General features: G+C 44.2%; 29 protein-coding genes, 1 tRNA gene and 1 rRNA gene. 16 read left to right on the top strand and 15 right to left on the bottom strand.

All coding sequences use genetic code 11. The annotated features are described in order from the left end of the window. The first annotated feature begins 45 nt into the window (after positions 1 to 45). Positions 46 to 161: ribosomal RNA gene (gene rrf / locus GFB48_RS11235) — 5S ribosomal RNA — on the top strand. 83 nt (positions 162 to 244) lie between these two features. Further along, positions 245 to 321 (top strand) — tRNA-Asp (locus GFB48_RS11230). 865 nt (positions 322 to 1,186) lie between these two features. Here the strand turns inward: GFB48_RS11230 and GFB48_RS11225 are convergent. Continuing rightward, positions 1,187 to 2,074, bottom strand: coding sequence for a bile acid:sodium symporter family protein (locus tag GFB48_RS11225; RefSeq protein WP_163935466.1), 888 nt, complete (start codon positions 2,072 to 2,074; stop codon positions 1,187 to 1,189). Positions 2,075 to 2,251: 177 nt separating this feature from the next. Between GFB48_RS11225 and GFB48_RS11220 the strand changes: the two genes are divergently transcribed. Then, positions 2,252 to 3,304, top strand: coding sequence for a bifunctional transcriptional activator/DNA repair enzyme AdaA (locus GFB48_RS11220; protein WP_163935464.1), 1,053 nt, complete (start codon positions 2,252 to 2,254; stop codon positions 3,302 to 3,304). Here GFB48_RS11220 and GFB48_RS11215 read toward each other — a convergent pair. Both GFB48_RS11215 and oxyR read right to left on the bottom strand, forming a co-directional pair. Next, positions 3,297 to 4,055: a hypothetical protein gene (locus GFB48_RS11215; RefSeq protein WP_163935461.1), complete on the bottom strand. Its 759-nt coding sequence runs from the start codon at positions 4,053 to 4,055 to the stop codon at positions 3,297 to 3,299. The genes GFB48_RS11220 and GFB48_RS11215 overlap by 8 nt on opposite strands. 54 nt (positions 4,056 to 4,109) lie before the next feature. Further along, positions 4,110 to 4,985, bottom strand: coding sequence for a DNA-binding transcriptional regulator OxyR (gene oxyR / locus GFB48_RS11210; protein WP_163935458.1), 876 nt, complete (start codon positions 4,983 to 4,985; stop codon positions 4,110 to 4,112). Between the two features lie 156 nt (positions 4,986 to 5,141). Between oxyR and GFB48_RS11205 the strand changes: the two genes are divergently transcribed. Both GFB48_RS11205 and GFB48_RS11200 read left to right on the top strand, forming a co-directional pair. Beyond that, on the top strand, positions 5,142 to 5,873 hold the full coding sequence (locus GFB48_RS11205) for a glutathione peroxidase (RefSeq protein ID WP_163935455.1): 732 nt from the start codon (positions 5,142 to 5,144) through the stop codon (positions 5,871 to 5,873). A gap of 263 nt (positions 5,874 to 6,136) precedes the next feature. After that, on the top strand, positions 6,137 to 7,588 hold the full coding sequence (locus tag GFB48_RS11200; RefSeq protein ID WP_163935453.1) for a dihydrolipoyl dehydrogenase: 1,452 nt from the start codon (positions 6,137 to 6,139) through the stop codon (positions 7,586 to 7,588). 8 nt (positions 7,589 to 7,596) lie between these two features. Here the strand turns inward: GFB48_RS11200 and GFB48_RS11195 are convergent, their stop codons facing one another. Both GFB48_RS11195 and GFB48_RS11190 read right to left on the bottom strand, forming a co-directional pair. Further along, positions 7,597 to 7,821, bottom strand: coding sequence for a hypothetical protein (locus GFB48_RS11195; RefSeq protein ID WP_163935451.1), 225 nt, complete (start codon positions 7,819 to 7,821; stop codon positions 7,597 to 7,599). 68 nt (positions 7,822 to 7,889) lie between these two features. Continuing rightward, the gene (locus GFB48_RS11190) at positions 7,890 to 8,096 is read right to left on the bottom strand and encodes a hypothetical protein (RefSeq protein WP_205597722.1); all 207 of its coding nucleotides are present in this window, start codon (positions 8,094 to 8,096) and stop codon (positions 7,890 to 7,892) included. A 71-nt stretch (positions 8,097 to 8,167) separates the two neighbouring features. On the opposite strand from GFB48_RS11190, the gene GFB48_RS11185 reads away from it, so the two are divergent. Together GFB48_RS11185 and GFB48_RS11180 are read left to right on the top strand one after the other, a co-directional pair. Beyond that, positions 8,168 to 8,563 (top strand): hypothetical protein, encoded by a 396-nt coding sequence (locus GFB48_RS11185; protein WP_163935449.1) that lies wholly within the window; start codon positions 8,168 to 8,170, stop codon positions 8,561 to 8,563. 80 nt (positions 8,564 to 8,643) lie between these two features. Next, positions 8,644 to 9,072, top strand: a complete 429-nt coding sequence (locus tag GFB48_RS11180; protein ID WP_163935446.1) for a GNAT family N-acetyltransferase — start codon at positions 8,644 to 8,646, stop codon at positions 9,070 to 9,072. A gap of 22 nt (positions 9,073 to 9,094) precedes the next feature. Here GFB48_RS11180 and GFB48_RS11175 read toward each other — a convergent pair whose 3' ends face one another. The 3 genes from GFB48_RS11175 to GFB48_RS11165 are packed head-to-tail and all read right to left on the bottom strand — an operon-like array spanning position 9,095 to position 12,419. Then, positions 9,095 to 10,231 carry an ABC transporter permease gene (locus GFB48_RS11175; protein WP_163935443.1) on the bottom strand — a complete coding sequence of 379 codons (1,137 nt, stop codon included), beginning with the start codon at positions 10,229 to 10,231 and terminating at the stop codon, positions 9,095 to 9,097. Further along, positions 10,231 to 10,965, bottom strand: coding sequence for an ATP-binding cassette domain-containing protein (locus tag GFB48_RS11170; RefSeq protein ID WP_163935439.1), 735 nt, complete (start codon positions 10,963 to 10,965; stop codon positions 10,231 to 10,233). The genes GFB48_RS11175 and GFB48_RS11170 overlap by 1 nt, the downstream gene beginning before the upstream one ends. Then, positions 10,965 to 12,419 (bottom strand): alpha/beta hydrolase, encoded by a 1,455-nt coding sequence (locus GFB48_RS11165; protein ID WP_163935436.1) that lies wholly within the window; start codon positions 12,417 to 12,419, stop codon positions 10,965 to 10,967. Before GFB48_RS11165 ends, GFB48_RS11170 begins: the two co-directional genes overlap by 1 nt. A 232-nt stretch (positions 12,420 to 12,651) precedes the next feature. On the opposite strand from GFB48_RS11165, the gene GFB48_RS11160 reads away from it, so the two are divergent. Next, positions 12,652 to 13,779, top strand: coding sequence for an ectonucleotide pyrophosphatase/phosphodiesterase (locus GFB48_RS11160; protein ID WP_240464861.1), 1,128 nt, complete (start codon positions 12,652 to 12,654; stop codon positions 13,777 to 13,779). Here the strand turns inward: GFB48_RS11160 and GFB48_RS11155 are convergent. Then, the gene (locus GFB48_RS11155) at positions 13,766 to 14,215 is read right to left on the bottom strand and encodes a PaaI family thioesterase (RefSeq protein WP_163935431.1); all 450 of its coding nucleotides are present in this window, start codon (positions 14,213 to 14,215) and stop codon (positions 13,766 to 13,768) included. The two genes, GFB48_RS11160 and GFB48_RS11155, sit on opposite strands and share 14 nt — an antisense overlap. 44 nt (positions 14,216 to 14,259) lie before the next feature. Continuing rightward, positions 14,260 to 14,667 (bottom strand): TonB-dependent receptor, encoded by a 408-nt coding sequence (locus tag GFB48_RS11150; RefSeq protein WP_163935428.1) that lies wholly within the window; start codon positions 14,665 to 14,667, stop codon positions 14,260 to 14,262. Between the two features lie 262 nt (positions 14,668 to 14,929). Here GFB48_RS11150 and GFB48_RS11145 point away from each other — a divergent pair, with 262 nt between their 5' ends. Beyond that, positions 14,930 to 16,150 (top strand): mechanosensitive ion channel family protein, encoded by a 1,221-nt coding sequence (locus tag GFB48_RS11145; protein ID WP_163935426.1) that lies wholly within the window; start codon positions 14,930 to 14,932, stop codon positions 16,148 to 16,150. Here GFB48_RS11145 and GFB48_RS11140 read toward each other — a convergent pair. From GFB48_RS11140 to rsmD, 4 genes are all read right to left on the bottom strand, one after another. Beyond that, a complete protein-coding gene (locus tag GFB48_RS11140) occupies positions 16,134 to 16,670 on the bottom strand; it encodes a lysophospholipid acyltransferase family protein (RefSeq protein ID WP_163935423.1) in 537 nt (178 codons plus the stop codon). The two genes, GFB48_RS11145 and GFB48_RS11140, sit on opposite strands and share 17 nt — an antisense overlap. Positions 16,671 to 16,731: 61 nt before the next feature. Beyond that, positions 16,732 to 17,469 (bottom strand): NRDE family protein, encoded by a 738-nt coding sequence (locus tag GFB48_RS11135; protein WP_163935420.1) that lies wholly within the window; start codon positions 17,467 to 17,469, stop codon positions 16,732 to 16,734. Between the two features lie 15 nt (positions 17,470 to 17,484). Then, positions 17,485 to 19,044, bottom strand: coding sequence for a metal transporter (locus GFB48_RS11130; RefSeq protein ID WP_163935417.1), 1,560 nt, complete (start codon positions 19,042 to 19,044; stop codon positions 17,485 to 17,487). A 64-nt stretch (positions 19,045 to 19,108) separates the two neighbouring features. Next, entirely contained in the window at positions 19,109 to 19,699 is a 591-nt protein-coding gene (gene rsmD / locus GFB48_RS11125) for a 16S rRNA (guanine(966)-N(2))-methyltransferase RsmD (protein ID WP_163935414.1), read from the bottom strand. 173 nt (positions 19,700 to 19,872) lie between these two features. Here rsmD and ftsY point away from each other — a divergent pair, with 173 nt between their 5' ends. The 5 genes from ftsY to GFB48_RS11100 all read left to right on the top strand — a co-directional run bounded on the left by ftsY (position 19,873) and on the right by GFB48_RS11100 (position 24,660). Next, positions 19,873 to 21,258: a signal recognition particle-docking protein FtsY gene (gene ftsY / locus GFB48_RS11120; protein WP_163935411.1), complete on the top strand. Its 1,386-nt coding sequence runs from the start codon at positions 19,873 to 19,875 to the stop codon at positions 21,256 to 21,258. A gap of 14 nt (positions 21,259 to 21,272) precedes the next feature. Then, entirely contained in the window at positions 21,273 to 21,941 is a 669-nt protein-coding gene (gene ftsE, locus GFB48_RS11115) for a cell division ATP-binding protein FtsE (protein ID WP_163935408.1), read from the top strand. Continuing rightward, the gene (gene ftsX, locus GFB48_RS11110; RefSeq protein WP_163935405.1) at positions 21,942 to 22,895 is read left to right on the top strand and encodes a permease-like cell division protein FtsX; all 954 of its coding nucleotides are present in this window, start codon (positions 21,942 to 21,944) and stop codon (positions 22,893 to 22,895) included. A gap of 114 nt (positions 22,896 to 23,009) precedes the next feature. Further along, positions 23,010 to 23,852: an RNA polymerase sigma factor RpoH gene (gene rpoH / locus GFB48_RS11105; RefSeq protein ID WP_163935402.1), complete on the top strand. Its 843-nt coding sequence runs from the start codon at positions 23,010 to 23,012 to the stop codon at positions 23,850 to 23,852. Between the two features lie 100 nt (positions 23,853 to 23,952). After that, positions 23,953 to 24,660, top strand: a complete 708-nt coding sequence (locus GFB48_RS11100; protein ID WP_163935399.1) for a hypothetical protein — start codon at positions 23,953 to 23,955, stop codon at positions 24,658 to 24,660. Between the two features lie 64 nt (positions 24,661 to 24,724). On the opposite strand, the gene GFB48_RS11095 is transcribed toward GFB48_RS11100, so the two are convergent. Further along, positions 24,725 to 25,039, bottom strand: a complete 315-nt coding sequence (locus tag GFB48_RS11095; protein ID WP_163935396.1) for a hypothetical protein — start codon at positions 25,037 to 25,039, stop codon at positions 24,725 to 24,727. A 139-nt stretch (positions 25,040 to 25,178) separates the two neighbouring features. On the opposite strand from GFB48_RS11095, the gene GFB48_RS11090 reads away from it, so the two are divergent. Continuing rightward, positions 25,179 to 26,375: a multidrug effflux MFS transporter gene (locus GFB48_RS11090; RefSeq protein WP_163935393.1), complete on the top strand. Its 1,197-nt coding sequence runs from the start codon at positions 25,179 to 25,181 to the stop codon at positions 26,373 to 26,375. Beyond that, positions 26,375 to 26,935 (top strand): tRNA-uridine aminocarboxypropyltransferase, encoded by a 561-nt coding sequence (locus GFB48_RS11085; protein ID WP_163935391.1) that lies wholly within the window; start codon positions 26,375 to 26,377, stop codon positions 26,933 to 26,935. Before GFB48_RS11090 ends, GFB48_RS11085 begins: the two co-directional genes overlap by 1 nt. Positions 26,936 to 26,949 lie beyond the last annotated feature (14 nt).

Genomic DNA, 26,949 nt, shown 5'->3' with positions numbered 1-26,949 from the left:
AGATTAGATTAGCGCGCTAAAACAGCGAGTTAACAACAAATTATGCTTGGCGACCATAGCATTTTGGACCCACCTGACTCCATTCCGAACTCAGAAGTGAAACGAAATTGCGCCGATGGTAGTGTGGGGTCTCCCCATGTGAGAGTAGGTCATCGCCAGGCTCTAAATTAAGTTTACTAAGGTAAACGAGTCTCCCAAGTATGACACCTTGGCGACTTAAAAAGGATTTAGACTTCGGTCTAAAGGAGCGGTAGTTCAGTTGGTTAGAATACCGGCCTGTCACGCCGGGGGTCGCGGGTTCGAGTCCCGTCCGCTCCGCCACTATTAACGAGAAGGCTCAACCGAAAGGTTGAGCCTTTTTCGTATGTGAATCTAAATAAGTGCTTACAGCACTGAGCGGTAGTTCAGTTAGTTAGACTCTTTACCTAGAAGCAGCGGCCTGTCACGACGGGGAGCGCGGGTATGAGTCCCGTGTCCTCCGCCACTACAGATAAGCCCTTGCAGCAATGCGAGGGCTTTTTTGTATCTTAAATTTGGTGGCTTTTACAGGGAGCTTGGACGGGACCACATTCATTCACCACATCCCTGTGGCTCACCCTTCGGGCAGCTAACGCTGTGCAAAAGTACTTCCTGTACTTTTGTCCCGACGCCCTGATTGCTGCGCAATCTCGGTCGCTCACATCGATCTTTGTTAATTAAGTAGTTGGGCTGTTGGATCTTACGCCCTGACCCGTCCCTGGTGGATCCCTCCACTTGCCGTCGATGGCAAGTGTTCGTCAGCTGCGAAACTTCGTTTCGGTCTTCCTCACCCGCTCCGCCACTACAGATAAGCCCTTGCAGCAATGCGAGGGCTTTTTTGTATCTGAAATTCGTTGGCTGTTATGGGGAGCTTGGACGAAACATTCACCCGAGCCCTGATTGCTGCGCAATCTCGGTCGCTCACATCGATCTTTGTTAATTACGTAGTTGGGCTGTTGGATCTTACGCCCTGCCCCGTCCCTGGTAGATCCCTCAGGAAGACGTCCTGTCTTCCGCCACATGGCTGCGAAGCTACGCTTCGGTCCATTTCGCCCGGTTCATTCGCTACATCCCTGTAGCTCACCCTACAGGCAGCTAACGCTGTGCAAAAGTACTTCCTGTACTTTTGTCGAGACTACAGATAAGCCCTCGCCTTTTTTACTGGGTATTAGGCGTGGTTTTTTGTATCTAATATTCTCTGGCTTTTGGGCTTGATGATTTGCAGGAAGATAAAGCCAGTGATAAACATAAAGATGCTGTAAGTAGCGGCAGGGATCACCATGGTGGCATTAGAGAGTAAGGTGCCTGCGATGAGTATGGCTAAAGTGCCATTTTGGATACCGACTTCGAAGCCTATAGTGATTGTTTGAGCTTTATTAAGCCTATAAGCTTTGGCAATCCAGTAGCCTAATATTAAGGCTGTTATGTTGAGTATCAAAGTTGCAATGCCTGTTTCGATAAAGAATGAAACTAGCTCTGCCCTGTTTTGGATACAAATAGTAAGCACAATAAAGAATAGGAACAATACTGAAAACAGCTTAAGTTTTTGCTCTAAACGGTTTGCGACCTTAGGCCATTGTCTGCTGGCTAGCATGCCTAAGCTGACAGGTAGCACTGTTATCACTAGCAGTTGGATGATGGTCTTAATAATAGGTAGTTCTATGCGCTGCCCTGCTTCCATAAAGTGGTTCATCGCTAGGTAGGTTAATAGCGGAATGGTAAAGGGAGCCAGTAGGCTTATCACTGCGGTTAAGCTTATTGACAGGGCCAGGTCTGCTTTCGCTAAATTGACAAACATGTTGGAGGTGACGCCACCAGGTGCAAATGCGATGATCATTAACCCTACCGCCAGTTCTGGGGATAAGTTAACAGCACTCGCGATAATAAATGCCACTATGGGTAAAGCGATGAACTGGCTAATTATTCCCACTAGCGCAGCTTTAGGCTGGCTAGCTACTCGTTTAAAGTCACTAAGGGTTAATGATAGCCCCATGCCAAACATAATGATGAATAGCGAGATCGGTAGTATAAGGTTAGTGACTACATCCGTTTGCATTATATTTCCCTATTAAATTTACTGATTTTCTATGTGTATTTATTTAAATTACGGACTCATTAAGTGATAAGCAATTAAATTTACTGGTAGATTTATATTTAGTTGTTCAGTTTTCGGTTGTATGCTGCGGTTCCTTAGGGGTACTTTGAACGTACAACATGATTTTTCGATCTGACCATGCATATACAAGATAAACACAAAATACATGAGTATTACCAAGCTTTAGTCTCAAAGGACAGTCAGTTTGATGGGACTTTCTTTGTCGGCGTGAAAACCACGTCTATTTTTTGTATTGCGAGCTGTAGAGCCCGTAAACCTAAGTTTGAAAATGTGTTGTTTTACAGTGATTTCAAATCGGCTTTGGATGCGGGTTTTCGTCCCTGCAAGATCTGTCGCCCTACCGAAAACGCTAACCAGGCGCCTAATCCAGTACAGATCGCTTTACAACTATTATCGAAACAGCCAGAGCAAAAGCTCTCTGATTGGCAGTTGCAGCAGCATGGGATCAGTCCTTCTATGCTACGACGTTGGTTTAATAAGCATTATGGTATGACGTTTCAAGCTTACCAGCGCATGTTGAGGGTTAATGCGGCTATATTAGAGTTAAAACAAGGAGCGAGAACCATCGACAGTGCCCTAGAGGCTGGTTACCAATCATTAAGTGGCTTTGGTTATACCGTAAAGCAAGTGACAGGTCAGGCACCTAAGGCGGCACTAAAACAAAATGTGATTGTGATTAGCCGCTATAGTTCCCCGATTGGACCTATGTTTATTTGTGCCAGTGATAACGGCATCTGTTTGCTAGAGTTTGTTGATAGGCGCATGTTGGAAACCGAATTTGCTGATTTACAAAAGCGTTTCAAAGCCACCATTCGTTATGGTGAAAACCCACATATCAAGCAGGCCAAATCTGAACTGACGAAGTATTTTGCCGGTGAGCGGCAATTTTTTGAGGTGGCCTTGGATACCCCTGGCAGTGCTTTCCAGCAACAGGTGTGGTCAGCCTTACAAGGGATTGAATATGGTTCTACTGCGAGCTATCAAGATCAAGCCAATCGCATTGATAACCCCAAAGCGGTGCGAGCGGTGGCGAATGCCAACGGTGCCAATAAGGTGGCGATCATGATTCCTTCCCACCGAGTAATAGGTAAGGATGGATCGTTAACTGGTTATGGCGGCGGTTTAGCTCGTAAGCAGTGGTTGTTAGACCACGAATCCAAATTTAGCTAATAATAGTGCTTAGCCAGAACCTACCAGAAATAATGCCACCATTATTAATAGGTTCTTCAATCAGTTCCGTGGCGCTGACAACATCAATTGTTCCCCCAAGGGTTTTCACTAACATCCAATAATATTGGTTGTTAGTGAGGGGGTGGCGACATAATTTATGATCGACAATATGACCAATAAAATAAGCCAGGGGTTTTGGGGGAGCATCGGGATATTGTTCATCGTTAAACAGCCCGGTTGGAATAAAGGATTGTGAGCTAAATATTGCATCTTGCTGTTGTTGCGCCTGTTTAAATTCCTGCTCATCGGCAAATAGCGTTAGTTCGTGGGCAAAAGCGGAAACATTAAGGGTTAATGTGATGGGTAAATTGGCTTCGTTGACTGCACCGGCATTCACCACATCACAAAGGAAAGGGTAATCCCCTGAGTCCTCACTGTCATCTTGGGGATTGGCCCAGGCATAAATGGCACCTTCAAGGTCATTGTCCTGTTCCGATTGAATAAACCGGCTAATGCGCGCGGTTAATTGAGACTGCCCTATAAAGGCCGGTGCCACTCCTAGCAGCTCATTATCATGGGTCACTTGCAGCCAGGCTTGACCGCCGCTGTTTTCTTGCCAAATGTAATACTTACCCTCAGGGGTATCATTAACGTCAACGTCGCCAGATTCTAATACTTGCTGGATAAACTGCTGCAGCGATTCATTGGAGTCATCAGGGATCCCTATTGCCGAATAGTTACTGGCCATCATTAACCTTATTTGCTGTTTGTTTATTGTTCAATGTAGTCAGTAAAGTATCTAATTTCAAATAGTTATTAATTCAGCCAGCTTGTTGAACTTAGTCGCTAATGGGCTTCCAGGGCGGTAGGCTAGAGTGATTTCTCGGCTAGGTGCGGGTTCAGCAATAGCGATATAGCTGACGCCATCTTTTTGGCGTTCCTTTGGAGTAGTCATTTGCGGCAATAAACTTAAGCCCGCCCCGGTAGCGACCATATTCCTTAATGTTTCAATAGAGGTACTTTGATAGCTATTGTCTTCAATGGCACCGGCTTTCATGCAAAAGCCTAAGGCTTGATCGCGAAAACAGTTACCTTCGGTTAAGGCCAAAACCTTCTCTCCGGCAAGTAGGGTCAAATCGATACTGTCTTTCTCGGCCCAGGGATGATCGCTACTGACGGCAATCAGCATTGGCTCATGGAACAAATGAATTTCTTTGAGAACTTGAGTATCGGCCACTGCGGCTAAAATTAAGCAATCTAGTTCCCCTTGTTGTAAGCGACGAACCAAATTACTGGTTTTATCTTCATGCAGCTCTAACTTTAAGTCAGGGTAGGTTTGTTTTAATTGGGGAATAAACTTAGGTAGTAGGTAAGGGCCAACGGTTGGGATAAAGCCTACTTTTAGCCTGCCTACCATTTCTTGATAGTTGGTATCTGCGAGTTCTTTAAAGGTTTTTACTTCAACTAGAATCTTTTTGGCTTGCTCGACAAGTTGTTCACCAAGTTCTGTAAACAATACTTGGCGATTATTACGCTCGAGTACTACCGTCCCTAGCTCTTGTTCGAGTTTTTTTATTTGACCACTCAATGTGGGTTGAGACACAAAGCAGGCTTCTGCCGCTTTGCGGAAGTGCTGATGTCGATGCAGGGCGATGAGGTATTCAAAGTCTTTTAGGTTCATGGGTATTGGTTTGATGTTGATAGTTTTTAACTATCAATAGTATAGATTCAAACGATTGGAGCTATCAACTTAGTTGTTCAATAATACACACATCAACAGGGAGCAGCCCTGAAACAAGTTTTAAAGTATCGATTTATCACCTATGAGGAAATGATTATGTTCGCATCAAAAGAAGGCCAAGCAGTACCACAAGTTACTTTTCCAACTCGTCAAAACAATGAGTGGGTTAATGTTACTACTGACGAAATCTTTAAAGGTAAGACAGTGGTTGTTTTCAGTCTGCCAGGTGCATTCACCCCGACTTGTTCATCTACCCATTTACCACGTTACAACGAGTTAGCGGCCACATTTGCAGGCCAAGGTGTGGATGAGATTGTTTGTATTTCAGTTAACGATACCTTTGTTATGAACGCTTGGAAAGCTGACCAAGAAGCAGAGAACATTACTGTCATTCCAGATGGTAACGGCGAATTTACCGAAGGCATGGGTATGCTGGTAGAGAAAAATGACTTAGGTTTTGGTAAGCGTTCATGGCGCTACAGCATGCTGGTTAAAGATGGCGTGGTAGAGAAAATGTTTATCGAGCCAAACGAGCCGGGCGACCCGTTCAAAGTTTCAGATGCAGACACCATGCTTAACTACATTGCACCAAACTTTGCAGAAAAAGAGCCGGTAAGCATTATCACTAAACCTGGTTGCCCATACTGTGTGAAAGCGAAAAACTTGCTAACAGCACAAGGCTATGACTTTGAAGAAATTGTAATGGGTGAAAATGCCAGCATTACCAGCTTGAAAGCCATTAGCGGTCGCACCACAGTGCCACAGGTGTTTATTGGTGGGAAACACATTGGTGGTTCAGATGACCTTGAAGCGCATTTTTCAAAATAAAGAGTGCAAAATAAGGAGCAAAGCGATGAGTCAAACTAAGCAGTGTAACTACTCAGACAATTACTACGGCGATCAGCTGTGTAAATAAGCACAAAGGCATTGACGCACTCTAATATAAAAGTGAGTCATGCCTTTTTTACTACTCGACTTGATAGGTAAAAGCTATCAATATTATAAAATAAAACGATTGGAACTATTTAAAAGGGGGGGCGATACTAATTGCATCAGCCAATCAATTAGTAACCCAATAAGAGAGACAGCAGATGAAACAAGTTAACGTTGAAGTAGCCGTCATTGGTGGTGGAACCGCAGGCCTTGGGGCGTATCGCAGTGCCAAAGCTTATACGGATTCGGTTGTGCTGATTGAAGGTGGCCCATTTGGTACTACTTGTGCCCGAGTTGGCTGTATGCCTTCAAAGTTGCTAATCGCTGCCGCTGAAAGTGTGCATCAAATTGAGAAAGCTCCTAAATTTGGTGTTCATACTTCAGGGGACATTGATATTAATGGCAAGCAAGTCATGGCTAGGGTTAAGTCTGAGCGTGACCGCTTTGTAGGCTTTGTGCTGGAGGGCGTTGATGAGATCCCGGCCCAAGATAAAATTATTGGCTTTGCCAAGTTTATTGATAGCCATACTTTACAAGTGGATGATCATACTCAGGTTACCGCCAAACGTATGGTGATTGCCACTGGCTCTCGCCCTGCCTACCCACAGGTGTGGCATGAGCTAGGGGATCGCTTGATCATTAATGATGATGTGTTTGATTGGGATGATTTGCCTGAATCCGTCGCGGTATTTGGCCCAGGTGTTATTGGTTTAGAACTTGGGCAATCGTTGCACCGCTTGGGCGTGCAAGTAAAAGTGTTTGGCCTAGGTGGGCAAGTTGGTCCATTTACCGATAAAACCGTAATGGAGTACGCCACTAAGGCTTTCCAAGAAGAGTTCTACCTAGATCCAGATGTTAGGGTGCAATCGATGCAGCGTGTCGGTGATAAAGTTGAGATTCACTTTACTAACCTAGATGGCGAACAAGCAATTTTTAGCACCGATTACGTGCTAGCTGCTACCGGTCGTCGCGCTAATGTGGATAAGCTGGCGATTGAAAACGCCGGGTTAGAACTTGATGAGAGCGGCATACCAACGGCGGACTTTTATACCTTGCAAACCAGCCAACCGCATATCTTTATCGCCGGTGATGCCAGCAACCAGTTACCGCTATTGCATGAAGCGGCCGATCAGGGGCGTATTGCCGGAGATAATGCGGGTCGCTTTCCTGATATTCGTGCGGGCTTACGCAGAAGCAGTATTGCAGCGGTATTCTCTGATCCACAATTGGCAATGGTCGGCGAAACCCGCAAGCAAATTGAGCAGCGTTTAGGCAGCTGTGGTTGTTTTGAGGTGGGTCAGGTATCGTTTGAAAACCAAGGTCGCTCAAGGGTGATGCTGCGCAACCAAGGTTTGCTACACGTTTATGGTGAGCAGGGAACCGGGCGTTTCTTAGGTGCAGAAATGATGGGCCCTAATGCTGAACACTTGGCACACTTACTGGCTTGGGCGCATCAGCAAAAGATGACGGTTTCACAAATGCTAGAGATGCCGTTCTATCACCCGGTTATTGAAGAGGGCGTGCGAACTGCGCTGCGGGATTTAAATGCTAAATTGAACCTAGGTCCCGCAACGATTAAACATTGTTTAGATTGTGGCCCAGGCTGCTGAATATGACTTCAAGGTTGGCTTGCCGATGCAAGCTGACCTTTGGCAGGTTTTTGAACGATTAGAATGCCCGCAATAATTAATACGCTGAAGGGGATAAAGGCTGCAGCAGCGCCAACGACTGACATTAGCACAGGATTGTAATTTTTCTTAGCCCCTAAAATGCCAAATAGCACTGCAGAAAATAGCACCCATAGACTAAAGATTATTTCAAAAGAATATTGTTCAAATATCATCGCTTATCCTTGCTTATTATTATTTTTAACCATTAATAACAGACAAGCGACCCAGTGTTAAAGTGAATTTAATTTGTTTTAGGAGGTTGTTTTAGTGCAAGGTAACCCATAAAGATTAACCCTAATACTGGGATTAAATTAAGCAATGCGCCAACAAGAGTCACTATTACAGGCGTATCTGTTTTCTTCCAGGCTAGATAACCAACAATGACAGTAGCAATTATCATCCATACAAGCGCTATTTGACCGAACAGGGTTGCGTTAATGTTCATCATTATTCCTTTATGATAAGTTAAATCATTGTTAACTGTACAATATTCAATCTGTTTTAATCAAGGATGCTATTATGAAACCAATATACCTGAGCATGTTGCTGTGGGGTATGACGACTGCTACTGCAGAAGAAGTTTACAGTGTAGATAGATATATTCCGACAAACTTAGAGTTAGCTTTTAAAAATGAAGATAAAATCTATGCTGAAGTGAGTGATTTTAAAATTGAACATTTTGTGTTAATGAGCAGTGAGACAGGTTTGCGACAGGCCGTGATTACGCTAACTAATCATGCCGCGGGTAGGCGTAGTCTTCAAGCAGAGCATTTACTAGCAACATTAGCAGATGGCTCTAGAGTCTTTCCCGAACTGACGAAGCTAAATTTTGAAGGTGGCCAAACGCTAACTTTGACCGCCGACTTTGGCCAGAGTGATTTTCCTATTTTAACGGTGAATACTAGGGAGCACTAAGCTTTACTGCGGCAATAAATCAGTCGCACTTCAAAGGCTGAAAAGATAGGCTGACCTTTTTATTTTGAACGTGATTTTCTATGGAATTTAGTAAACTTAGTCCACATCAAACGTACCCAGTGCGCTCGGCGGTACTGCGCCCAGGGCTTGCTATTGAGAGCTGTATGTTTGAGGGGGATGATTTAGCGACGACCCATCACTTTGGTCTGATTGATGAGGGAGAAGTGGTGGCCATTGCTTCTTTGTATCAGGCTAAGTTAGAGGGCAAAGCCGGATTGCAGCTGCGGGGAATGGCGGTTTTAGAACATTACCAAGGGCTAGGCCTAGGGGCTAAGTTGTTAATCCAAGTTGAGCAGCAAGCCGCTAAGTTGACGGACTTGTTATGGGCCAATGCTCGAACTGGCGCGGCCCGATTCTATTTTAAATTAGGTTATAGCCAGGCATCAGAGGTGTTTGATATTGCTGGTGTAGGGCCACATATTAAGATCAGCAAAGCCCTAGCTGACTAGGGCTTTAGCTTTCTACTAACCGCTACAGACCGAACACCACCTTTTCACTTTTTAGCATTTTACTCACTGCTAAAATTAATATTGCTGCAATGGCTAGTGCGCCTAGGTTGCTGCTGAAAATTGGCATCCAATCGGCGGGTTGCTGCTTAACATAATCCATTAATGCAAGATGCTGGCCGGATACTGGCAGCCATTTTAGGTTATCTTCGCCAAACCCATAGGCCGAGGCCATGGCCAACATGCCTGGCACCATCATCACAAATGCCAAATAGCTTTGGGCTTCCTTAAATGACTTAGCCATAAACGCCACAAATATCATCATACTGGCGGCCAGCACGGCGTTAGGAATGCTCACTAAAATCGCGATAGCAATAAACTGGGCATCAATATTCAAGTTGGTTCCAAATTCATGCCAAGGCACATAGCCCATGGCAATTTTGGATATCGCTAAGGTGAGAATCACCCCTATCCAACTGAGTAAGCACACAGTAAATACCTTAGACAGTACGATTTGCAAACTAGAGATTGGTTGGCATAACAGTAATGCTAAAGAGTTGCGTTCACGCTCACCGGCACTGGTATCGATGGCGAGGTTCATGCCAGACACAAACACACTATAAAGGATCATAAAGGCCACCATCGACACCATAAACGCGCCCTTGGCAGAAGGTGCGGCGGTATCTTGGGTGTGCACCTGTAATGGTCTCAGCAACTGTGGGTTGACGCCACGGTTGATTAACCTTAATCCAGCAATTTGCTGGCTGTATCTCTGTAAATTGAGCTCGATACGGCGGTGGCTGCTTTTTAAATCATTTTCAGATTCATCAACTTGAATAATGATTTTACTGGGCTTTCCTAGACTTAAGTTCTCGGCGTGATCTTCGCTGAATATCAATGTAATGTCTTTGCCTGGTTTACCCTCTTCTTTAGGAAAAATATCTTCGGTGGCCAAGTATGACACCACCTCAGGGGCATACTCTTGGCCCTGCATGTCGATATAAAGCGCATCGGGAGAGCTAAACTTATCAATCATGAAGACCATCAACAGCGCAAAAATGATTGGTGAGCCAAAGGCGTAATACAAAGCGGCCATTAAAGAGCGTTTGTCTTTGCGGGCATCTAAGATTTCTTTTTTTACTAGCGTCCATGTTTGTTTCATTATGCTGCAATCCCTTCGTCTGAGCCGATTAACTTTATAAAGGCTTCTTCTAAACTGCTTTCTCCGGTTTGCTGGCAAAGCTGTTGTGGGCTGCCAATGGCCACCACTTTGCCCTTCGCCATTACCACTACTTGATCGCACACCGCGGCAACTTCTTGCATGACATGACTGGAAAACAGCACACAGTGACCTTGCTCTTTGAGGGCGGTGAGTGTCGCCCTGAGGGTGCGGGTGCTCATCACATCCAGACCACGACTCGGTTCATCTAATATGATATTTTGCGGTTTATGAACAATCGCACCAGCCAGAGCGGTTTTCATGCGCTGGCCTTGGGAGAAGCCTTTGCAAGGACGATCGCTGATATCTTCTAGTTTGAGGCTGGCAATCACGTCAATGGTTGCTTGTTTGGCATCCTTAGATGACAGGCCGTTAAGCTCGGCAAAAAACTCGATATATTGTCTTGGGGTGAGACGTTCATAAAGGCCGAAAGGATCGGGGAATAGTCCCAGTTGCTTTTTGGCATTTACCGGGTCTTTAGCACTATCAATGCCATCAATAAGGACTTGGCCTTTATCTGCTTTTAACAGGTTAAACATGGTTCGTAAGCAGGTGGTCTTGCCTGCACCATTAGGGCCTAGCAAACCAGTAATGGTGCCATTTTGAGCGGAAAAGGATAAGCCATTTAAGGCATCCACCTTGCCGATGGTTTTATGTAAGTCTTTTACTTCGATCATTATTTAGACTCCTTGTCATGGCTGGCGAGAGAGTTGGCATCTTTAAAGAATTCAGAGGTCAGGGTGTCTAAACATGCTGCCTCTAGAGCGTTGGCATCTTTGTTTTGGATAAACTGTGCAATCAGCTTATTGCCGCAGGATTGTTGGGCAATGCCGTGGGTGCCGTGGGCGGCGACTAAATGGCGAGCATTGGTGAGTTTTTCCATAGCAATATCGCCCCATGCTGGTGGCGTAGCTGGGTCTTTGTCGCCCGATAATAACAGAGTTGGGATATCGTGCTGTGGTGCTCCACCTAATGTGGCGGTGTTATCAGGGACTTGCCAAATATCACAGGCGTTGCTGATGGTGTTAAGCATATCAGCACCAATGAGCGATTGTTGCATAGAAGCTTTTTCTTGCTTGGTTAGGCGCGGATAATCTTCCCCACAAACAATGGCAAAGTGCATACCCATACTTATTCCTGCTCCATCGCTAAATAGGCTCATCACCCCCAATAATGGCTGGTAATTCCCCTGTTCGGTTTGACTGATTAAGTAGGGAATAAGCTGTTTAGACTGGGGAGAATATAATGCCATTCTCAATGAGCCTAAAAACTTACTTGGGGTTAATAGCATAGGGACGATTTGGCCTGTACTTGGATGGGCAACCCTAGTATGAATAGGTTGCTGTTTGAGCTTGGCAACCAGCGTATGTAGGCGAGATTTAATATCACCAAATTGCGATTGGCAGCCGCTGATCCCTTGGCAGTCTTCAATGAGTTTGTCTAGTGCGCGGTCCACCGCCAAATTGACATCCATAACATTGATCTGAGGTGGTACGACTCCATCTAAGGTTTGGGTGACCACATTTTGCGGGTAGTACTGGCTGTACATTTGCGCCATACGGGTGCCATAGGAAATGCCGTATAAATGCAGCTTGTCGTAGCCTAAATGCTTACGAATGGCTTCCAGGTCTTGGGTGGCGGCATAACTAGAAAAGTACTTAGGATGCTCGGGGAGTTGTTCAAAACAGGCTTGCATTTCAGCATGGATATCTAGCTTGGTATCATCCTGAGCTAAGGTTTCCGCAAAGTCAGGTTGCTGGCATTGTAATGGGCTCGACTTACCCGTTCCCCTTTGGTCAATTAATAAAATGTCATGCTGTTGGCGAACACGATTAAAGGTACGCTCAAACATAGCACCACTTTCAATCGCGGATTGACCTGGACCACCTGAAATCGCGACAAGTGGTGCATTACCTGGTACCTTTTTGGTGGCGGGGATAACGCTAAAATGAATGTCTAGGGTGCCTAGGCTTGGATCTTGGTAATCTTTGGGAAGGGCTAAAGAGCCACATTGAATCTTGTCACTTAAACCGTTTAAGTAACAATCTTCCATATTGCTAGAGTGTGCGGATAAACTCAATGTTATCGTTGCGGCTAACATACTGCTTTGAATACATCTTTTTAAGGGCATATTGCTGTCCGTGCTGCTAATTAAAAACATAAGCTTAACAGCAACGCTCCTTGGTCGGTCAATATTAATATGTAAGAAAAATGTACTAGATGGTTTTTTTTATGTCATGTTTCGCTGTTATGATGAGTAAAATCAGCAAAAATGTTTTATGGAAAGAATCATGATAATCAGGACTGCCCTCCTGCTTGCTCTGGCAATAACGAGCTTTATAAGTATATCAGCGCCCATTGTGATGATATCAATCGATGGTTATCGCTATGATTACAATCAATTGCATAAACCTAAATGGTTAAATGAATTCGCCGATGGGGCCGCTAAAGTTGAGCGCTTAAAGCCGATTTACCCAAGTAAAACTTTTCCTAATCACTTGAGTTTGGTCACCGGTTTATATGCCGATCATCACGGCATTATTGCCAATCGCTTTTATTCGCCAACACTTGAAAAACACTACAAAATTTCAGATAAATCCGCCGTGACTGATGGTCGCTTTTATCAGGGGGTACCGATTTGGTCGCTGGCTGAATCCCAAGGCAAAAAGACGGCGATCTATTTTTGGCCGGGTTCCGAAGCTTTAATTGCAGGCCAGCGGCCAACTGAATTTAAAGCCTATGTGCATCATCAAGATTTTGAACAGCGTATTAATCAGGTGGTGGATTGGCTGAGTACACCAAATACGACCGAATTTGTTGCCTTGTATTTTCACGAGGTTGATAGTGCGGGGCATAAATTTGGCCCTAGCGCAGCTGAGACGCGCCAAGCTGTGCATAAGGTAGATGCGGCTATCGCTAAGCTTGATGCTTTACTCAAAGCCAAGGGGATTGAAGTTAACCTGATCATTACTTCTGATCATGGCATGGTTGATAGCAGTCAGTTTGAATTACTCAATTTAGATGGTTTCATCCCCAAACATGTAAAAGCTCAGTTCAAGTTTGTCGGTTCAGGGCCTTTTATTAATGTTTATCACCAAGGGATGGATAAGCAGGCTGATATAAAAGCGTTATTGCAGACGTTAGCTGGGGTTGAAGGTTTACAGGCGCTGGCTCGTGAAGATATTCCCGCTTCGCTGCATTACTCTGATATCCCTGCTATTGGTGATGTGCTGATTAAAACAGAAAGCCTGTATTTAGGCTTTACTGGCTATCGTCCGCCATCCAAAGGGGAGCATGGTTATCATGTTGATCATGTGCCTGAAATGGCCACTATGCTGATGGCGAGAGGGCCAAATTTCTCAGATAAAACTGTAAAAGAGGCCCTTAATATTCACGTATACCCAATGCTCGCTGAATTATTGGGTCTAAAGATTGAACATCAAATTGATGGCAAACTGGAAGTGCTACAGCCGCTAATTAAGCAAAATTAGCTTTCTTCTCGACTACGGCGGCAGTCATTCTGCTGCTGCAGCATAGTTGGCCGGCGCTGTTTTTAATTTCGATATCCCAAACCGAGCTGCGCTTGCCGATATGTAACGGGCGAGCGGTGGCAATCAACTCGCCATTACGAGAAGCTTTTAGGTGACTGGCTGAGATTTCTTGACCAACACAAAAGTATTTGTCGGTATCCACCACAAAGTTGGCGGCATAGCTGGCCACGGTTTCTGCGAGTACCACATTGGCCCCCCCGTGAACCATGCCGATAGGGTTATGATGAGCCGGAATAGCAGGCATGGTGGCAGTGATATAATCATCACCTATTTCGGTGACTTTAATGCCCATGGTTTCCATTAAGGTGCCTTTGCCAGTAAAGCCTTTATCAAGCATTTGACAAACTTCTAGAGTGGGACGTTTAAACCAAATCATTGAACTTCCTTGTAATATAGAGAGTTAACAGATTTTGATGCTACCTAAAAACGAAAACCAATACCACCGATCACTCCATTAGAAATGCTGTTGTAGCCAATGGATACCGCTAAGCCAAAATCGAGAGCGATGCGGGCTCCGATTTCTCCACCCCACTGGGTATCTTTATCATTTTTACTGACTTCTATGGGGCTTGCGTCTACCATAAAGGGGGCGATTCGAGTTTTTATATCTAACTCACGGGTATCACTGATGGCTCCCCCATAAATACTGATGTTATTGGTCAGGCTATAGCTTAAACCGAAACGATAGCGATAATGTTGAGACTCACCACTTTGGTGTTGTCCTAGGTTTTTTACTTCTTCGGTTTTGCCGCGAGCAAAGCCAATATAGTAACCCCAATTATCATAATTTTGATCAAAATGATAAGGTGCCAGAGTAAATCCAAGCATTTGATTTTCATTTGGATATATGTCTAAAGTGAGTAAAGTATAGGGTTTGTTTTTAACGCTACTGTTAGCAATTTGGGCGCAGCTAGAAAAACTCACAAAAGTAAGTAACAAATAAACAAGACGGCAACACATAAATGACTACTTAATGGAAAATTTAGGTGGTATTTTGCACTATAGAATAGATGATAGTGGCGATATTTGAGCGTTGGCTGACTGTTCTGTGAGCTTGATAACAATTTTGTAAGGATTAGGATGCTTTATTATGGAATTTTTTCGTGAAAATTTACTGCAAATTTTAAAATCCTTAGGGGCGGAACAGCAACTTCAAGAGGGTTCTTTAGCAGGTTTACTGATTATTTTAATTGTCACTTTACTGGGGTACCTGCTTGCTCGTATGGTTATGGTGCCATCGCTACATAAGTTAATACTGGCATCAAAAACCGATTGGGATGACCATTTAATCGCGAACAAAACACTGGAAAAGCTAGCAATAGTAGTGTTTTGGGGGGTGGCGTACATCACCCTGCCAATATTATATGTTGATAGCAATCCTTTTGAGAGTCTGTTGGCAAAGGTTTTAGAGTTGTTGATAGTGATACAACTGACTCGAGTTGTTTTTAGCTTATTAACCGCGATAAACGACATAGCAGATAGCGATCCTGTCGGTAAAAAATTACCTATCAAGAGCGTGGTCCAGCTTACGAAGCTGTTCCTATTTTTTGTTAGCGCTATTTTGGTGATTTCATTATTAACGAATAAGTCGCCCATATACTTCTTAAGTGGCTTGGGTGTGGCGACTGGTTTAGTGTTGTTAATTTTTAAAGATACGATTTTAGGCTTTGTTGCAGGAGTGCAACTAACCGCCAACGCCATGGTGAGTCGTGGTGACTGGATTGAAATGCCAAAGTATGGCGCTGATGGTGAAGTTGAAGAAGTGACCTTAACGACAGTAAAGGTGAGAAATTGGGACAAAACCGTTTCGATGATCCCTGCTTATGCACTTGTCTCTGACGCATTTAAAAATTGGCAAGGGATGACTCAAGCAGGGGGACGTCGTATTAAGCGTGCCGTGCATATTGATATATCCTCTGTATGCTTTCTTGATGCTCAATGGCTACAGCAATTAAAAGGTAACCCTCTTCTAACCAGATACTTGGATGACAAAATTCAAGAATTAGAATTGCAACAATCGGATCCCAGAAGAAGGCGTTTGACCAACTTAGGTACGTTTCGTGCCTATCTGGTTAATTATTTAAAGGCTAATCCAAACATTCGCCAAGATATGACCTTTATTGTCAGACAGTTACCTTCTTCAGAGTTGGGAGTGCCGTTAGAGATATATGTATTCTGTAATGACATACGCTGGCCCCAGTATGAGGCCATTCAGGCGGATATTTTCGATCATATCTTCGCGGTGTTACCGGAGTTTGGCCTTAGAGCGTATCAACGCCCTAGTGATTCCAGCTTTAAGTCAATGACTTAGGCAAAGCTTTAGGGTACTTGCCTGCTATACCCTGGTAGAAGGCAAGTAACTGCTGACAATCTGCTGCCATATCGTCACTGGTGTGTTGTTCAGTTTTTATCGAAATGGTTTTGTTTTGGTAGTCTAATCCTACCGCTAAAATAGGCACTTGAGCCTGTTTAGCAATATGATAAAAGCCCATTTTCCACTTAGTAACGGGGCTGCGAGTACCCTCAGGCGCCATCACTACTTTGAAGTCACTCTGGCGATTAAAGCGCTCGGCGATTTGTTGCACCATATTGTTATGGCTATCGCGATACACGGGTATGCCACCGAGGGCTCTAAATAACCAGCCCCAAGGGGCTTTAAACAACTGAGATTTACCCATGTATTTGATGCTCGGGTCAACCGCATTGCGAGCCAAAATACCAATGATAAAGTCCCAGTTACTGGTATGGGGGGCTAAAATCATGACATATTTTGTGGTACTAGGTTGACCTTGTATCTGCCAGCCGAGCAGCTTTAAAATCCATTTACTCATACTAATTTCCTTTTGCTTCAATACTCTATTTTGAGCACAAAAAGGGAAAACTTTAAAGGATTTAAATCGCGATAGTGAAAGAGGAGTCGCCGGCTTTTACATCTGAACGTTCGTAAATATGCAGAATATTTTGGCGGTCGAGCAGGATAAGGCTACTAGCACGGGTGCCGTATTCTAGACCCTCAATATAAATACTCGAAAGCACTTTTTCCCATTGGTAGGGGACCCCCGTTTGCGGTAGATGCTGATCCTGAGCCTGTTGTTTATTGGCAAGTATCGACCATAGTTGCTCGATGGGTAGAGTCGGCTTGGCTAATACTTGTTGCAGCAATTGCTTACCTAAGCTCATCTTTGGCCAGTCGGTATTTAAAGGGCCATTACAAACTGCATGAATGCCTGCTGTTAGTGGCTGTATCTGTTGCTCATTAGAGTTAAACCTATACAGCTCATTAATATGACCAAATACCAGATTAAAGCCCTGAAAAAGGGGGGCATTAGAGAGCAGATATTGCTTACTCTGGGGGATAGAGTTGCTCAGTGTGTAAAGGGGGAGCTCCCCCCTTGAGGGGCCGGTAAAGTCCGGCTTTTGGGGCTGACGAATATTGGTCAAAGCACTAAAGTGACCCTGCTGGTTCACCCCTAACCAAGTACCCCCGGCCTGTAGATCCTTACCTGCAATAATGCCTTCGGGCCATTGCTGTAGGTGGCTGGTGGGTCTGGCCTTAAATTCATCGCGATTGGCGGCAATAATGACTGGGTAATCAGGGTGCTGATCAATGGCGATGAATAAGATACACATGGCTTATGTTATACCCTAATGGCTATGGGGATTTTTGATCTTGATGGCCATTAAGTTTGATAAAAACTTGCGTGGTCCAGTGCGTAGCAGGTTATGACCAAACAGCACCAGTAATCCGCCTAGCGCGGCCCATTGCCAAGATTCAATGTGGTGCTGGTGATTATGCTCAAGCGCTGGCAGTGGAATACCGCCTAAGGTTAGCACTAGGGTTAACGCCATGAGCGTAGCCCCCTGTTGGCCATTCATTGTGCCTAGCTGTTTTAGGTTAAGCAGTGGTCCAGCAATTAATGGCAATAACACCGCCTGTGGATGCCAGCCCGACCAAGCTAGGCTGATGGCTAGTACCGTGGCACCGATATGGCAAAAGCGCATAGGTAAAATCATAGCCAGCACCAGCAATACCTGTAACGCAGGGGCATCAATTGGCAGTTCTGGGTGGCCAATAAGGTTTACAGTAAGCAAGCTGATGATTATCCATGGAGCGCTTCTGAGTACCTGAAAATGCAAACTAAAATCGATCATATTGGTCGGCATGGGTCTCGCTGATGGCAACATGGTTACATTTAATTTGCTTAATAACAGGCTAATCGCAAGGGCACAGCCCAGTTGAATCAGTGCCCACCAGGGGCCAAGTAAGCACAGTACTAACAGAATGGCTTCTGGCCCTGTTAGGCGTTGTAACCATTGCCACACTGGACCTTTGGTCTGCTGTAATTGAAGCTTAAACTGCACACTGGCTAGAACATAACAGGCTAATATCCATGGCGCCAGTTGCGCTGCCCAAGCTATCAGTTGCTGTTCACCTGAACGATGTTGATGATGGTGTTGGAGATCATGGCCCTGTTCGGGCATCAAAAATAATAAACCTAAAAAGCCGAGTCCAATTAAGCTGCCAACCCCAGCTTGGTACTCGTGCTGAGGTTTAGCATCCTTATGTTTATGGTCATCTTGGTGTTGATGGCTATGGTGGTGAGAGTGTTCATGCGCATGGGGCTGATGCAAAACCACATGCAAAATAGTACCCGTCACAAAAGCTTGTAAAAGTACTGTGTTATCAAGAGATAATTGGTGCCAAAAGTGTTCACTTGCAGTGAAGCCAATTGCGGTGAAAAGTATCATCATCGCAATCGTAATACTGCCCCAAGCAACGCCAAATTGAGGCCGTATTAACCACCAGATTGTTAAACCTACTGGTAATCTATGGATAATGATTCCAAGGGCTAAAAACAGACTACCGCCATGATTAGATAAAGATAGGCCGCTGCCATCGGTAAGGGTATGAAGCATCAACCCAAATACACCTAAAAATAGAGTAATGTTGTGGGTAGTCCTAGAAAAGCGCTTGAATATACGTTCACTAAGGGTTGGACCAAATAAACCCACCAACACCATAAAAATGGCCGCTAAGCCGCCATGATGAATAAGTTCTGGCAATAGGTGAGTCAACACCATGCCACCTAAAGTGACAAAGATGAAGCCATCTATGGCTTTTAATAAGCCTTGGCGATGAGCCAAAAACTGGTAGCAAATAGGCCCAAGCAGTAAAGCAAATGAGCTAATCAATAATAGCAGCATGATGATTGGTATTTAGATTCGATCTGTCAATTGTATCAGTAAGTTGTAACAGGCACACTTTTTGTTAGGCTTGATTTGCAATGATCAAGAAACGAACTTGGCCGGCGGTTTTATCTTTGATGATTTGCCAATTCACTGGCAGTTGAGGTAGCTGTAACTGTTTTTCAATTTCTAGGTAGATGATGCCATCACTAGTTAACCACTTATTTTGAGCAATATACTTTAAACAAGGTTCGACTAACCCCTTGTTAAAAGGTGGGTCAATAAATATCAGATCAAAAGCTTGTTCTGGTGGGGTTAACAGCTGCTTTAGGGTGTCGGTTTGAACAACTTCTGCGTTGCTGCAATTCAGTAGTGCTAAATTACTTTTAAGTTGCTGAGCCGCCTGTCTCTGAAGCTCAAAAAAAGTAGCATGACTGGCGTATCTTGATAAAGCTTCGAAGCCTAAACTGCCACTACCGCTAAAAGCATCTAGGACTTTTGCATTGAGCATATAAGGTGCTAACCAATTAAAAACGGTTTCTTTTACTCTGTCGGTGGTAGGCCTTAAACCTTCAAGATCATGGATAGGCAGTTTACGCCCGCGCCATTGGCCACTAATTATGCGAATCTGACCGCTTCCCATCGACTTTTTTGGTGATCGTGCTTGCTTCATGCTGACCTTATATGTATTGCCATTTAAAGAAATGATAGACTAGCGCAAAAATTAACTATGCACTGTGATATTGTTATCGGTCTGTCGACCTTAAATTGCGACAATAATTCACTGGAATAAACAGACTCAAGTATTTTAGCAGTGTTAGCCCTAAGAACTCTAGGTAATTGCAAATGGCAAAAAAAGGTTTTTTCTCCTGGTTTAAACGGGATCAAAAAAATGATGAGCAAGCTCAATTAGAAGAAGCGAAGCGTATAGAATCACAACAGGCTGAAGAAGCGGTCGAACGTGCTGAGCAGGCTCGCGTAGAGGCGGAACGTGCCGAGCAAGCTCACGCAGAAGCGGAACGTGCCGAGCAAGCTCGCGTAGAGGCGGAACGTGCTGAGCAAGCTCGCGTAGAAGCGGAACGTGCCGAGCAAGCTCGCGTAGAAGCGGAACGTGCCGAGCAAGCCCGCGTAGAAGCGGAACGTGCAGAGCAGGCTCGCGTAGAGGCGGAGCGTGCCGAGCAGGCTCGCGTAGAGGCTGAACGTGTCGAGCAAGCTCGCGTAGAGGCTGAACGTGTCGAGCAAGCTCGCGTAGAGGCTGAACGTGCAGAGCAGCCTGCAGCCGCTGAAGTAGAAGCCAACACCGAAGACAAGAAATTAGGCTTTTTCCAGCGCCTTAAACAGGGCTTAAAGCGCACCAGTGAAAACTTAAGCGATGGCTTTATCAATATCTTTGCTGGTAAGAAAATTGATGACGAGTTGTTTGAAGAGCTTGAAGAACATTTACTGATGGCGGATGTGGGAGTAGAAACCACCTCCAAGATAATCGATTCATTAATTGAACAGGCCTCACGTAGGCAACTTAAAGATGCTGAAGCATTGCATGAGCTTTTAAAACAAGAACTCCATAGAATGGTTGCTAAGGTGGATCAGCCTTTAGTGATAGAAAATTCTGACGGCCCATTTGTTATTTTAATGGTGGGTGTTAATGGAGTAGGTAAAACGACCACTATTGGTAAGTTAGCTAAGCAGTATCAGGCCCAGGGTAAATCGGTAATGTTAGCTGCTGGTGATACGTTCCGTGCCGCCGCAGTTGAGCAGTTACAGGTATGGGGTGAGCGTAACGATATTCCAGTGGTGGCCCAACATACTGGTGCCGATTCTGCTTCTGTATTGTTTGATGCTTTTGAAGCGGCTAAAGCCCGTGGTGTTGATGTACTGATTGCCGATACTGCAGGGCGCTTGCAAAACAAAGCTCATTTGATGGAAGAGCTGAAAAAAGTCGTACGGGTAATGAAAAAGCTTGATGATTCGGCTCCCCACGAAGTCATGCTGGCTCTAGATGCTGGCACAGGTCAAAATGCGATCAGTCAAGCACAGTTATTCAAAGAAGCCGTAGGTTTGTCAGGCATCACCATTACCAAATTAGATGGTACAGCTAAAGGGGGGGTTATCTTTGCGATCGCAGATAAATTTGGTATACCTATTAGACATTTAGGTGTTGGTGAGCAAATAGATGATCTTCGCCCATTTAACGCTGATGACTTTATTGACGCCCTATTTAGTAAAAAGTAATAGGAACTTCACGGATGATTCAATTTGAGCAGGTCTCCAAAATTTATCCTGGTGGACAAAAAGCCCTAACGGATGTGAGTTTTCACCTTAGAAAAGGGGAAATGGCATTTTTAACTGGGCACTCTGGAGCAGGGAAAAGTACCTTGCTCAAATTAATTAGTCTTATCGAACGCACCAGGGTCGGTAAAATCAGTATCAATGGTCACGATCTTAGCAAAATCAAAAACAAAGATGTGCCTTATATTCGACGAGATATAGGAATGATCTTTCAAGATCATCAACTGTTAATGGATAGAACGGTATTTGATAATGTTGCTTTGCCTTTAGTCATCTGTGGTCAAAATAATACTGAAATTAGGCGTAAAGTGATGGCGGCTTTGGATATGGTTGGTCTGTTTGGTAAAGAGAAGTTTAAGCCCATCGCGCTCTCCGGCGGGGAGCAACAAAGAGTGGGCATTGCAAGAGCAATTGTAAATCAACCCGCCCTGTTGTTAGCTGATGAGCCAACGGGTAATTTGGATCCAACATTATCAGCAGAGATCATGCAGCTATTTGAGACCTTTAATCAAAAAGGTACGACGGTGCTAGTGGCGACCCATGACTTAGGGATCATCGCAAGAATGAAGTATCGCAGTATTACCTTAAGAAAAGGTACCATTAACACAGTGCCCAAGGTGATATAAGTGGCTGTAGTATCTAACAAAAATAAGTACAAGCCTCGTTTAGGTGTGCGTATTGGTCAGCATTGGGCGACAGCCAAACTGACTTTTGCAGAATTGATTCAGAGCCCAATGGCATCAGTTATGACTATCTTGGTGCTGGCCATTAGTTTGACTTTACCTGGGGTGTTATTTGTTATTACTGATAATGCTAAGTTAGTGACGTCAAATTGGAAATCTGAGCAGCAATTAACGGTTTATTTTAAGCCCGACTTATCTTCTAAAGCTATCGATAAACTTATTACTGAATTTAAAGTACATCGCAAAATTGCAGCAGTGACCTATATCTCTCCTGAGCAGGGATTATTAGATTTTCAGCAAAGTAGTACATTGGGAAAAGTACTTCAAGGTCTTGATAGTAATCCATTACCAGCAGTCGCTATTGTTGAACCAGTGGCTTCACTTAAAAGTCATAAATCATTATTAGCCTTGCAAAAAGAAATCAGCAGAATCAGCGGTGTTGATTTTGTGAAATTAGATGTTGAATGGCTTAAAAAAATAGAATCTCTCGTCTTACTGTTAGAGCAATTGGCTATGATTATTGCAAGTTTATTGTTGATTGCAGCTTGGCTAGTTATTGCTAATACCATGCGCTTAGCAATTGTTAATCGTCGCAGTGAGATAGAAGTAATGAAGCTGGTTGGTGCCACAGACTCATTTATCCGTAGACCCTTTATTTATCGAGGTTGTTGGTTGGGGATGCTGTCAGGATTTTTTGCTTGGTTACTGATTAATTGGCTGACTCAAATTATCCAAGATAAACTGGATCCAATGTTGGCTTTGTATCATAACGACTATACTCTGAAAGCGTTAGATTTGGCGGATCTTGGCTACTTACTTGGTATTACTTTAACGTTAAGTTGGCTTGCGAGCACTAATTCGGTTTCGAGACACATTAAACAGTTTGAACCCAAATAATGGGAACTTTACTCTAGAATACGGGTCTGATTTTTGGTATATATTGCATCTAGAGGTTGAAATATTGTGCGGTTAGCCCAATATCTAACCTGATATGAAATTTTAGGAGCTCAGATGACTCAAAATATGGCATTAATAGTACCAACTGCAGGTAGTATTGAAGCATATACTCAATCGGTTAGCAGTTTTCCAATGCTTGAAGCGGCGGAAGAACAGCGCTTAGCTAAAGATCTTAGAGAAACCGGTAATATTGAATCAGCCAAAACTCTTATTATGTCTCATCTTCGCTTCGTTGTGCACGTCGCGAAAGGTTACTCTGGTTATGGTTTGCCTCAGGCGGATCTTATCCAAGAGGGAAATGTCGGTTTAATGAAGGCCGTAAAGCGATTTGATCCAGAAATCGGGGTCCGCTTGGTATCATTTGCGGTTCATTGGATCAAAGCTGAAATCCATGAGTATGTGCTTAAAAACTGGCGTATTGTCAAAGTGGCTACGACTAAGGCACAGCGAAAGTTATTCTTCAATCTGCGTAAGAGTAAGCAGCGTCTAGGCTGGTTTAACCAAGATGAAGTTGAAATGGTTGCGGATAACTTAGGGGTATCATCCAAAGAAGTTTTAGAAATGGAATCAAGAATGACTGCTCAAGACGCGTCTTTTGATCCTACTTTCGAAAGTGATGATGAAACCGCTTTTGCCCCGGCTCAATATTTAGAAGATCACTCTTCAGATCATGCTTACAGCTATGAGCAAGCAAATTGGGAAGATCAAGCCCAAGCTAAACTCACTTCAGCAATGCTTACACTGGATGGTCGTGCTCAAGAAATTTTGAAGGCACGTTGGTTGGACGATGAAAAGCAAACTTTGCATGAGCTAGCGGCTAAATTTGACGTTTCTGCTGAGCGTATTCGCCAGCTAGAAAAGAATGCGATGAAGAAATTGAAAAGCGCAATGGAGTAATCCATACAGATTATTGAGAACCGACCTACGGGTCGGTTTTTTTATGCCTAGAAATTGGTTATTCTAGGCCCATACAAACGTGGTAATTTTTAGGACAAATATGTCATTAGCAAATGTATTAAAAGAAGCTTGGACTTTTTTTAGAACGGAATTTTGGGGTTTATTGGGTGTTGCCTATCCATTATTGGTGGCGCAATCCGCGGTACAGTTATGGTTAGGTAATGAAATGGCAGGTTTTGATGCTAGTAATCCCGAGCAATTACAGATCACTACCGAACATTATCTTGGGGTAATGGGGTTACTACTGATAGCGATGTTAATGTACGCCAGTGTGACCTTGTTTATTATGGCCCGCAGCAATGAGCGTAAGGTGCAGCCATTACAAGTGTGGTTTGCAGCATTACCCTATGTACCAGCGCTACTAGCAGCGACAGTATTCTCAGGGGTGTTTGTATTGCTATCGGCTTTACCTATGATGTTGACTCAATTTTTACCATTAATATTTGTGCCAATTTGGATTGGGGTAAGGCTGTTTTATGTAAACTTTATGATTATTGATGGTGCTACACCACTTAAAGCGATTAATTACAGTTTTAAGTTTTCTGCACCGGTTCAATGGCCAACCCTAGCGGTGATGTCGCTATTGTTCCCAATTGCAGTATTTTCGGCAGACATTATTCAGTCTTTAGGTGAGTTACCAGCAGTGGCGATGATTCTGCTGAATGCTCTATCTGGCTTTATTGCGCTGTTTGTGACGATCGCGCTATACCGCATCTATATGGTGACGCCAAAGCCTAAGGAGGCTTAAACCTCGGAAGCTAGGAAGTGTAATAAGCCCTGCATATAGTAAATGCGGGGCTTTTTGTTAATGGTTATTCGTTAGGGTCGTGGTCGAAAGTGCGTCCAGAATAGCGGTCCTGCTGTTTATGGCGGCGTCTGGCGGCGCCGGGGAAGTCTCGCTGGGATTGCCATTGCTTCCATAATTGCTGGTTTTGTTTGATAGGGTTGCGTCCAATGAGTAGCATAATCACTATCGAAAGCAGAAATATGCCGATGAAAATTGGTAACATAATGATAAATAACATCACAAGAATGGCTAGTGTAGCAAATCCAACTAAAGAGCCCGTTGAACGCTTTTGAAATTTGAAATGGCCACTACGTAGCTGTTTTAAAAATTTGCTGACCATAAGTCCACCCTTACAATTAGATATACTAGTTATACTGGCTTTAATCCATTGGGTAAAGTCACACATTATTGATTATTATTTATCTAAACATATAAATCCGTTATTATCCCCCCCCTTTTTATGCAATGTGGAAAATTACATGCAAACTCGGTTACTGCCACTATTAATGCTGTTAGTGCTATTTAGCCCTTTGGCAATTGATATTTATTTACCTTCAATGCCTGCCATGGCTGCCGATTTTGCTGCTTCAGATGCTGCAATTCAGCTGACAATTGTGATCTTCTTATTTGCTATGGGCTTGGGGCAGATCCTCATTGGTCCATTAGCGGATAAGTTTGGTCGTCGCCCAGTGGCGCTAGCAGGCATTAGCTTGTACGCAGTTGCTGCGCTGATTGATGCTTTTTCACAGACCTATGAACAACTTCTGATTGGTCGTGTTTTACAGGGCTTTGCAGCTTGCGCCACTTCGATTGTGGCCTTCAGTGCAGTACGAGACAGTGTTTCAGCCAAAGAAGGTGGTACTTATTATAGCTACCTAAATGGTGCCATCTGTGTGGTACCAGCGCTTGCACCAACCTTAGGGGGCTTGTTGGCTATACAGTGGGGTTGGCGTGCAAGTTTCGTGTTTATGGCTCTGTTTGCGGTGGTTATTTTTAGTGTTATTTTCGGTAAATTTGCTGAAACTAAGGCGCCCGATGAAAAGGCAAAAAGCCAAAAGCTGTATGCTTGGGCGCGCTACCAGCCAGTGCTTAGTAACAGTAATTTCCTGTTTTATGCGCTAAGCTGCATGGCAGCAATGGCAGCCATTTTATGCTACGTCAGTTATGCGCCTATGTATTTAATTGGCGAGCTGGGTATCTCTGAGCTGACCTTTACCGCGCTGTTTGGCTTTAACGCTATTATTAATATTGCCGCCTGCTTTATTGCACCGATTATCGTTAAGCGTATTGGTAATGTCGATTCGGTGCGTTGGTCAATGTTGCTGTTTATGGGGGCAGGTATCTTACAGTTAATCAGTGTAAAGCTATGGCCCGCATCAGGACTTGCCTTTATGTTGCCTATGCTGCTGCTATGTTGTGGCTTTGCATTATTACTGGGCCCTGCAACAGCGATGGCATTGGCGCCTTTTGCCGAACGTGCAGGTACCGCCTCAGCGATGCTGGGTTGTATTCAGATGTCATTGGCTGCCGTGATGGTGGCAGTTATCCAGCAAACTTCCCTCGCACCAGAGCAGGCCGTTGCTTTTGCTTGTATTGCACCTAGTCTGGTGTTTTTAGGACTAATGGCTTCAAAAAAACTGAATGTATGGCATAAAGACACCACCGAGGAGCATTAATGGCTAGGGCAAAATGTGATAACTGTAATCAACCCCAGGTGCGTTGCTTTTGCCCTTTTATCACGCCGTTAAAACATCAAACTAAGCTGATTATCATGCAACACCCCAGCGAGCTAAAAGCCGCTAAGGGAACGGTAAAGTTGCTGCAAATGATGAGTCAGAATATTGAAGTCTGGGTAGGTGAAAGCCAAGCTGACTTTAGTGAGTTGCAGCAACAGTTACAAGGCATACAAGTTGGGTTGCTGTACCCAGATGAACAAGCAGTCTCTCTTGATGGGGCAGATAAGCCACAACTCGATGCCCTTATTTTATTAGATGGCACTTGGAAAAAAACCTATAAAATCTTGCAACTTAACCCTTGGCTGCAAGCCCTCCCAAAAGTCAGTTTTAATGCGCCCAAGGGGCGTTATCATATCCGCAAAGCCCCTAGAGCAGACAGTTTATCTACCTTGGAGGCGGCCTGCTTCGCCCTAGAGGCGATAGAAAGCTTTGATGCTCGCCCTTGGTTATCTGGCTTTGAAGCCTTTATGCAACAGCAAATTCAACTTATGGCGAGATAAGACCATCGATCATA

This window comes from Paraferrimonas sp. SM1919 (assembly GCF_010993985.1).
Taxonomy (GTDB): domain Bacteria; phylum Pseudomonadota; class Gammaproteobacteria; order Enterobacterales; family Shewanellaceae; genus SM1919.
The sequence above is the reverse complement of the archived record's forward strand: the minus strand, read 5'-3'. Positions and strand labels throughout refer to the sequence as shown.

Coding starts and splice junctions, on each gene's coding strand:
- GFB48_RS11160 (WP_240464861.1), top strand. CDS start 12,652: ATGATATCAATCGATGGTTATCGCTATGATTACAATCAATTGCATAAA.
- oxyR (WP_163935458.1), bottom strand. CDS start 4,985: ATGAACCTAAAAGACTTTGAATACCTCATCGCCCTGCATCGACATCAG.
- GFB48_RS11145 (WP_163935426.1), top strand. CDS start 14,930: ATGGAATTTTTTCGTGAAAATTTACTGCAAATTTTAAAATCCTTAGGG.
- rpoH (WP_163935402.1), top strand. CDS start 23,010: ATGACTCAAAATATGGCATTAATAGTACCAACTGCAGGTAGTATTGAA.
- rsmD (WP_163935414.1), bottom strand. CDS start 19,699: ATGAAGCAAGCACGATCACCAAAAAAGTCGATGGGAAGCGGTCAGATT.
- GFB48_RS11130 (WP_163935417.1), bottom strand. CDS start 19,044: ATGCTGCTATTATTGATTAGCTCATTTGCTTTACTGCTTGGGCCTATT.
- GFB48_RS11150 (WP_163935428.1), bottom strand. CDS start 14,667: ATGCTTGGATTTACTCTGGCACCTTATCATTTTGATCAAAATTATGAT.
- GFB48_RS11180 (WP_163935446.1), top strand. CDS start 8,644: ATGGAATTTAGTAAACTTAGTCCACATCAAACGTACCCAGTGCGCTCG.
- GFB48_RS11220 (WP_163935464.1), top strand. CDS start 2,252: ATGCATATACAAGATAAACACAAAATACATGAGTATTACCAAGCTTTA.
- GFB48_RS11140 (WP_163935423.1), bottom strand. CDS start 16,670: ATGAGTAAATGGATTTTAAAGCTGCTCGGCTGGCAGATACAAGGTCAA.
- GFB48_RS11135 (WP_163935420.1), bottom strand. CDS start 17,469: ATGTGTATCTTATTCATCGCCATTGATCAGCACCCTGATTACCCAGTC.
- GFB48_RS11100 (WP_163935399.1), top strand. CDS start 23,953: ATGTCATTAGCAAATGTATTAAAAGAAGCTTGGACTTTTTTTAGAACG.
- GFB48_RS11155 (WP_163935431.1), bottom strand. CDS start 14,215: ATGATTTGGTTTAAACGTCCCACTCTAGAAGTTTGTCAAATGCTTGAT.
- GFB48_RS11175 (WP_163935443.1), bottom strand. CDS start 10,231: ATGAAACAAACATGGACGCTAGTAAAAAAAGAAATCTTAGATGCCCGC.
- GFB48_RS11170 (WP_163935439.1), bottom strand. CDS start 10,965: ATGATCGAAGTAAAAGACTTACATAAAACCATCGGCAAGGTGGATGCC.
- GFB48_RS11195 (WP_163935451.1), bottom strand. CDS start 7,821: ATGATATTTGAACAATATTCTTTTGAAATAATCTTTAGTCTATGGGTG.
- ftsE (WP_163935408.1), top strand. CDS start 21,273: ATGATTCAATTTGAGCAGGTCTCCAAAATTTATCCTGGTGGACAAAAA.
- GFB48_RS11215 (WP_163935461.1), bottom strand. CDS start 4,055: ATGATGGCCAGTAACTATTCGGCAATAGGGATCCCTGATGACTCCAAT.
- ftsY (WP_163935411.1), top strand. CDS start 19,873: ATGGCAAAAAAAGGTTTTTTCTCCTGGTTTAAACGGGATCAAAAAAAT.
- GFB48_RS11090 (WP_163935393.1), top strand. CDS start 25,179: ATGCAAACTCGGTTACTGCCACTATTAATGCTGTTAGTGCTATTTAGC.
- GFB48_RS11190 (WP_205597722.1), bottom strand. CDS start 8,096: ATGATGAACATTAACGCAACCCTGTTCGGTCAAATAGCGCTTGTATGG.
- GFB48_RS11205 (WP_163935455.1), top strand. CDS start 5,142: ATGTTCGCATCAAAAGAAGGCCAAGCAGTACCACAAGTTACTTTTCCA.
- GFB48_RS11200 (WP_163935453.1), top strand. CDS start 6,137: ATGAAACAAGTTAACGTTGAAGTAGCCGTCATTGGTGGTGGAACCGCA.
- GFB48_RS11225 (WP_163935466.1), bottom strand. CDS start 2,074: ATGCAAACGGATGTAGTCACTAACCTTATACTACCGATCTCGCTATTC.
- GFB48_RS11165 (WP_163935436.1), bottom strand. CDS start 12,419: ATGCCCTTAAAAAGATGTATTCAAAGCAGTATGTTAGCCGCAACGATA.
- GFB48_RS11085 (WP_163935391.1), top strand. CDS start 26,375: ATGGCTAGGGCAAAATGTGATAACTGTAATCAACCCCAGGTGCGTTGC.
- GFB48_RS11095 (WP_163935396.1), bottom strand. CDS start 25,039: ATGGTCAGCAAATTTTTAAAACAGCTACGTAGTGGCCATTTCAAATTT.
- GFB48_RS11185 (WP_163935449.1), top strand. CDS start 8,168: ATGAAACCAATATACCTGAGCATGTTGCTGTGGGGTATGACGACTGCT.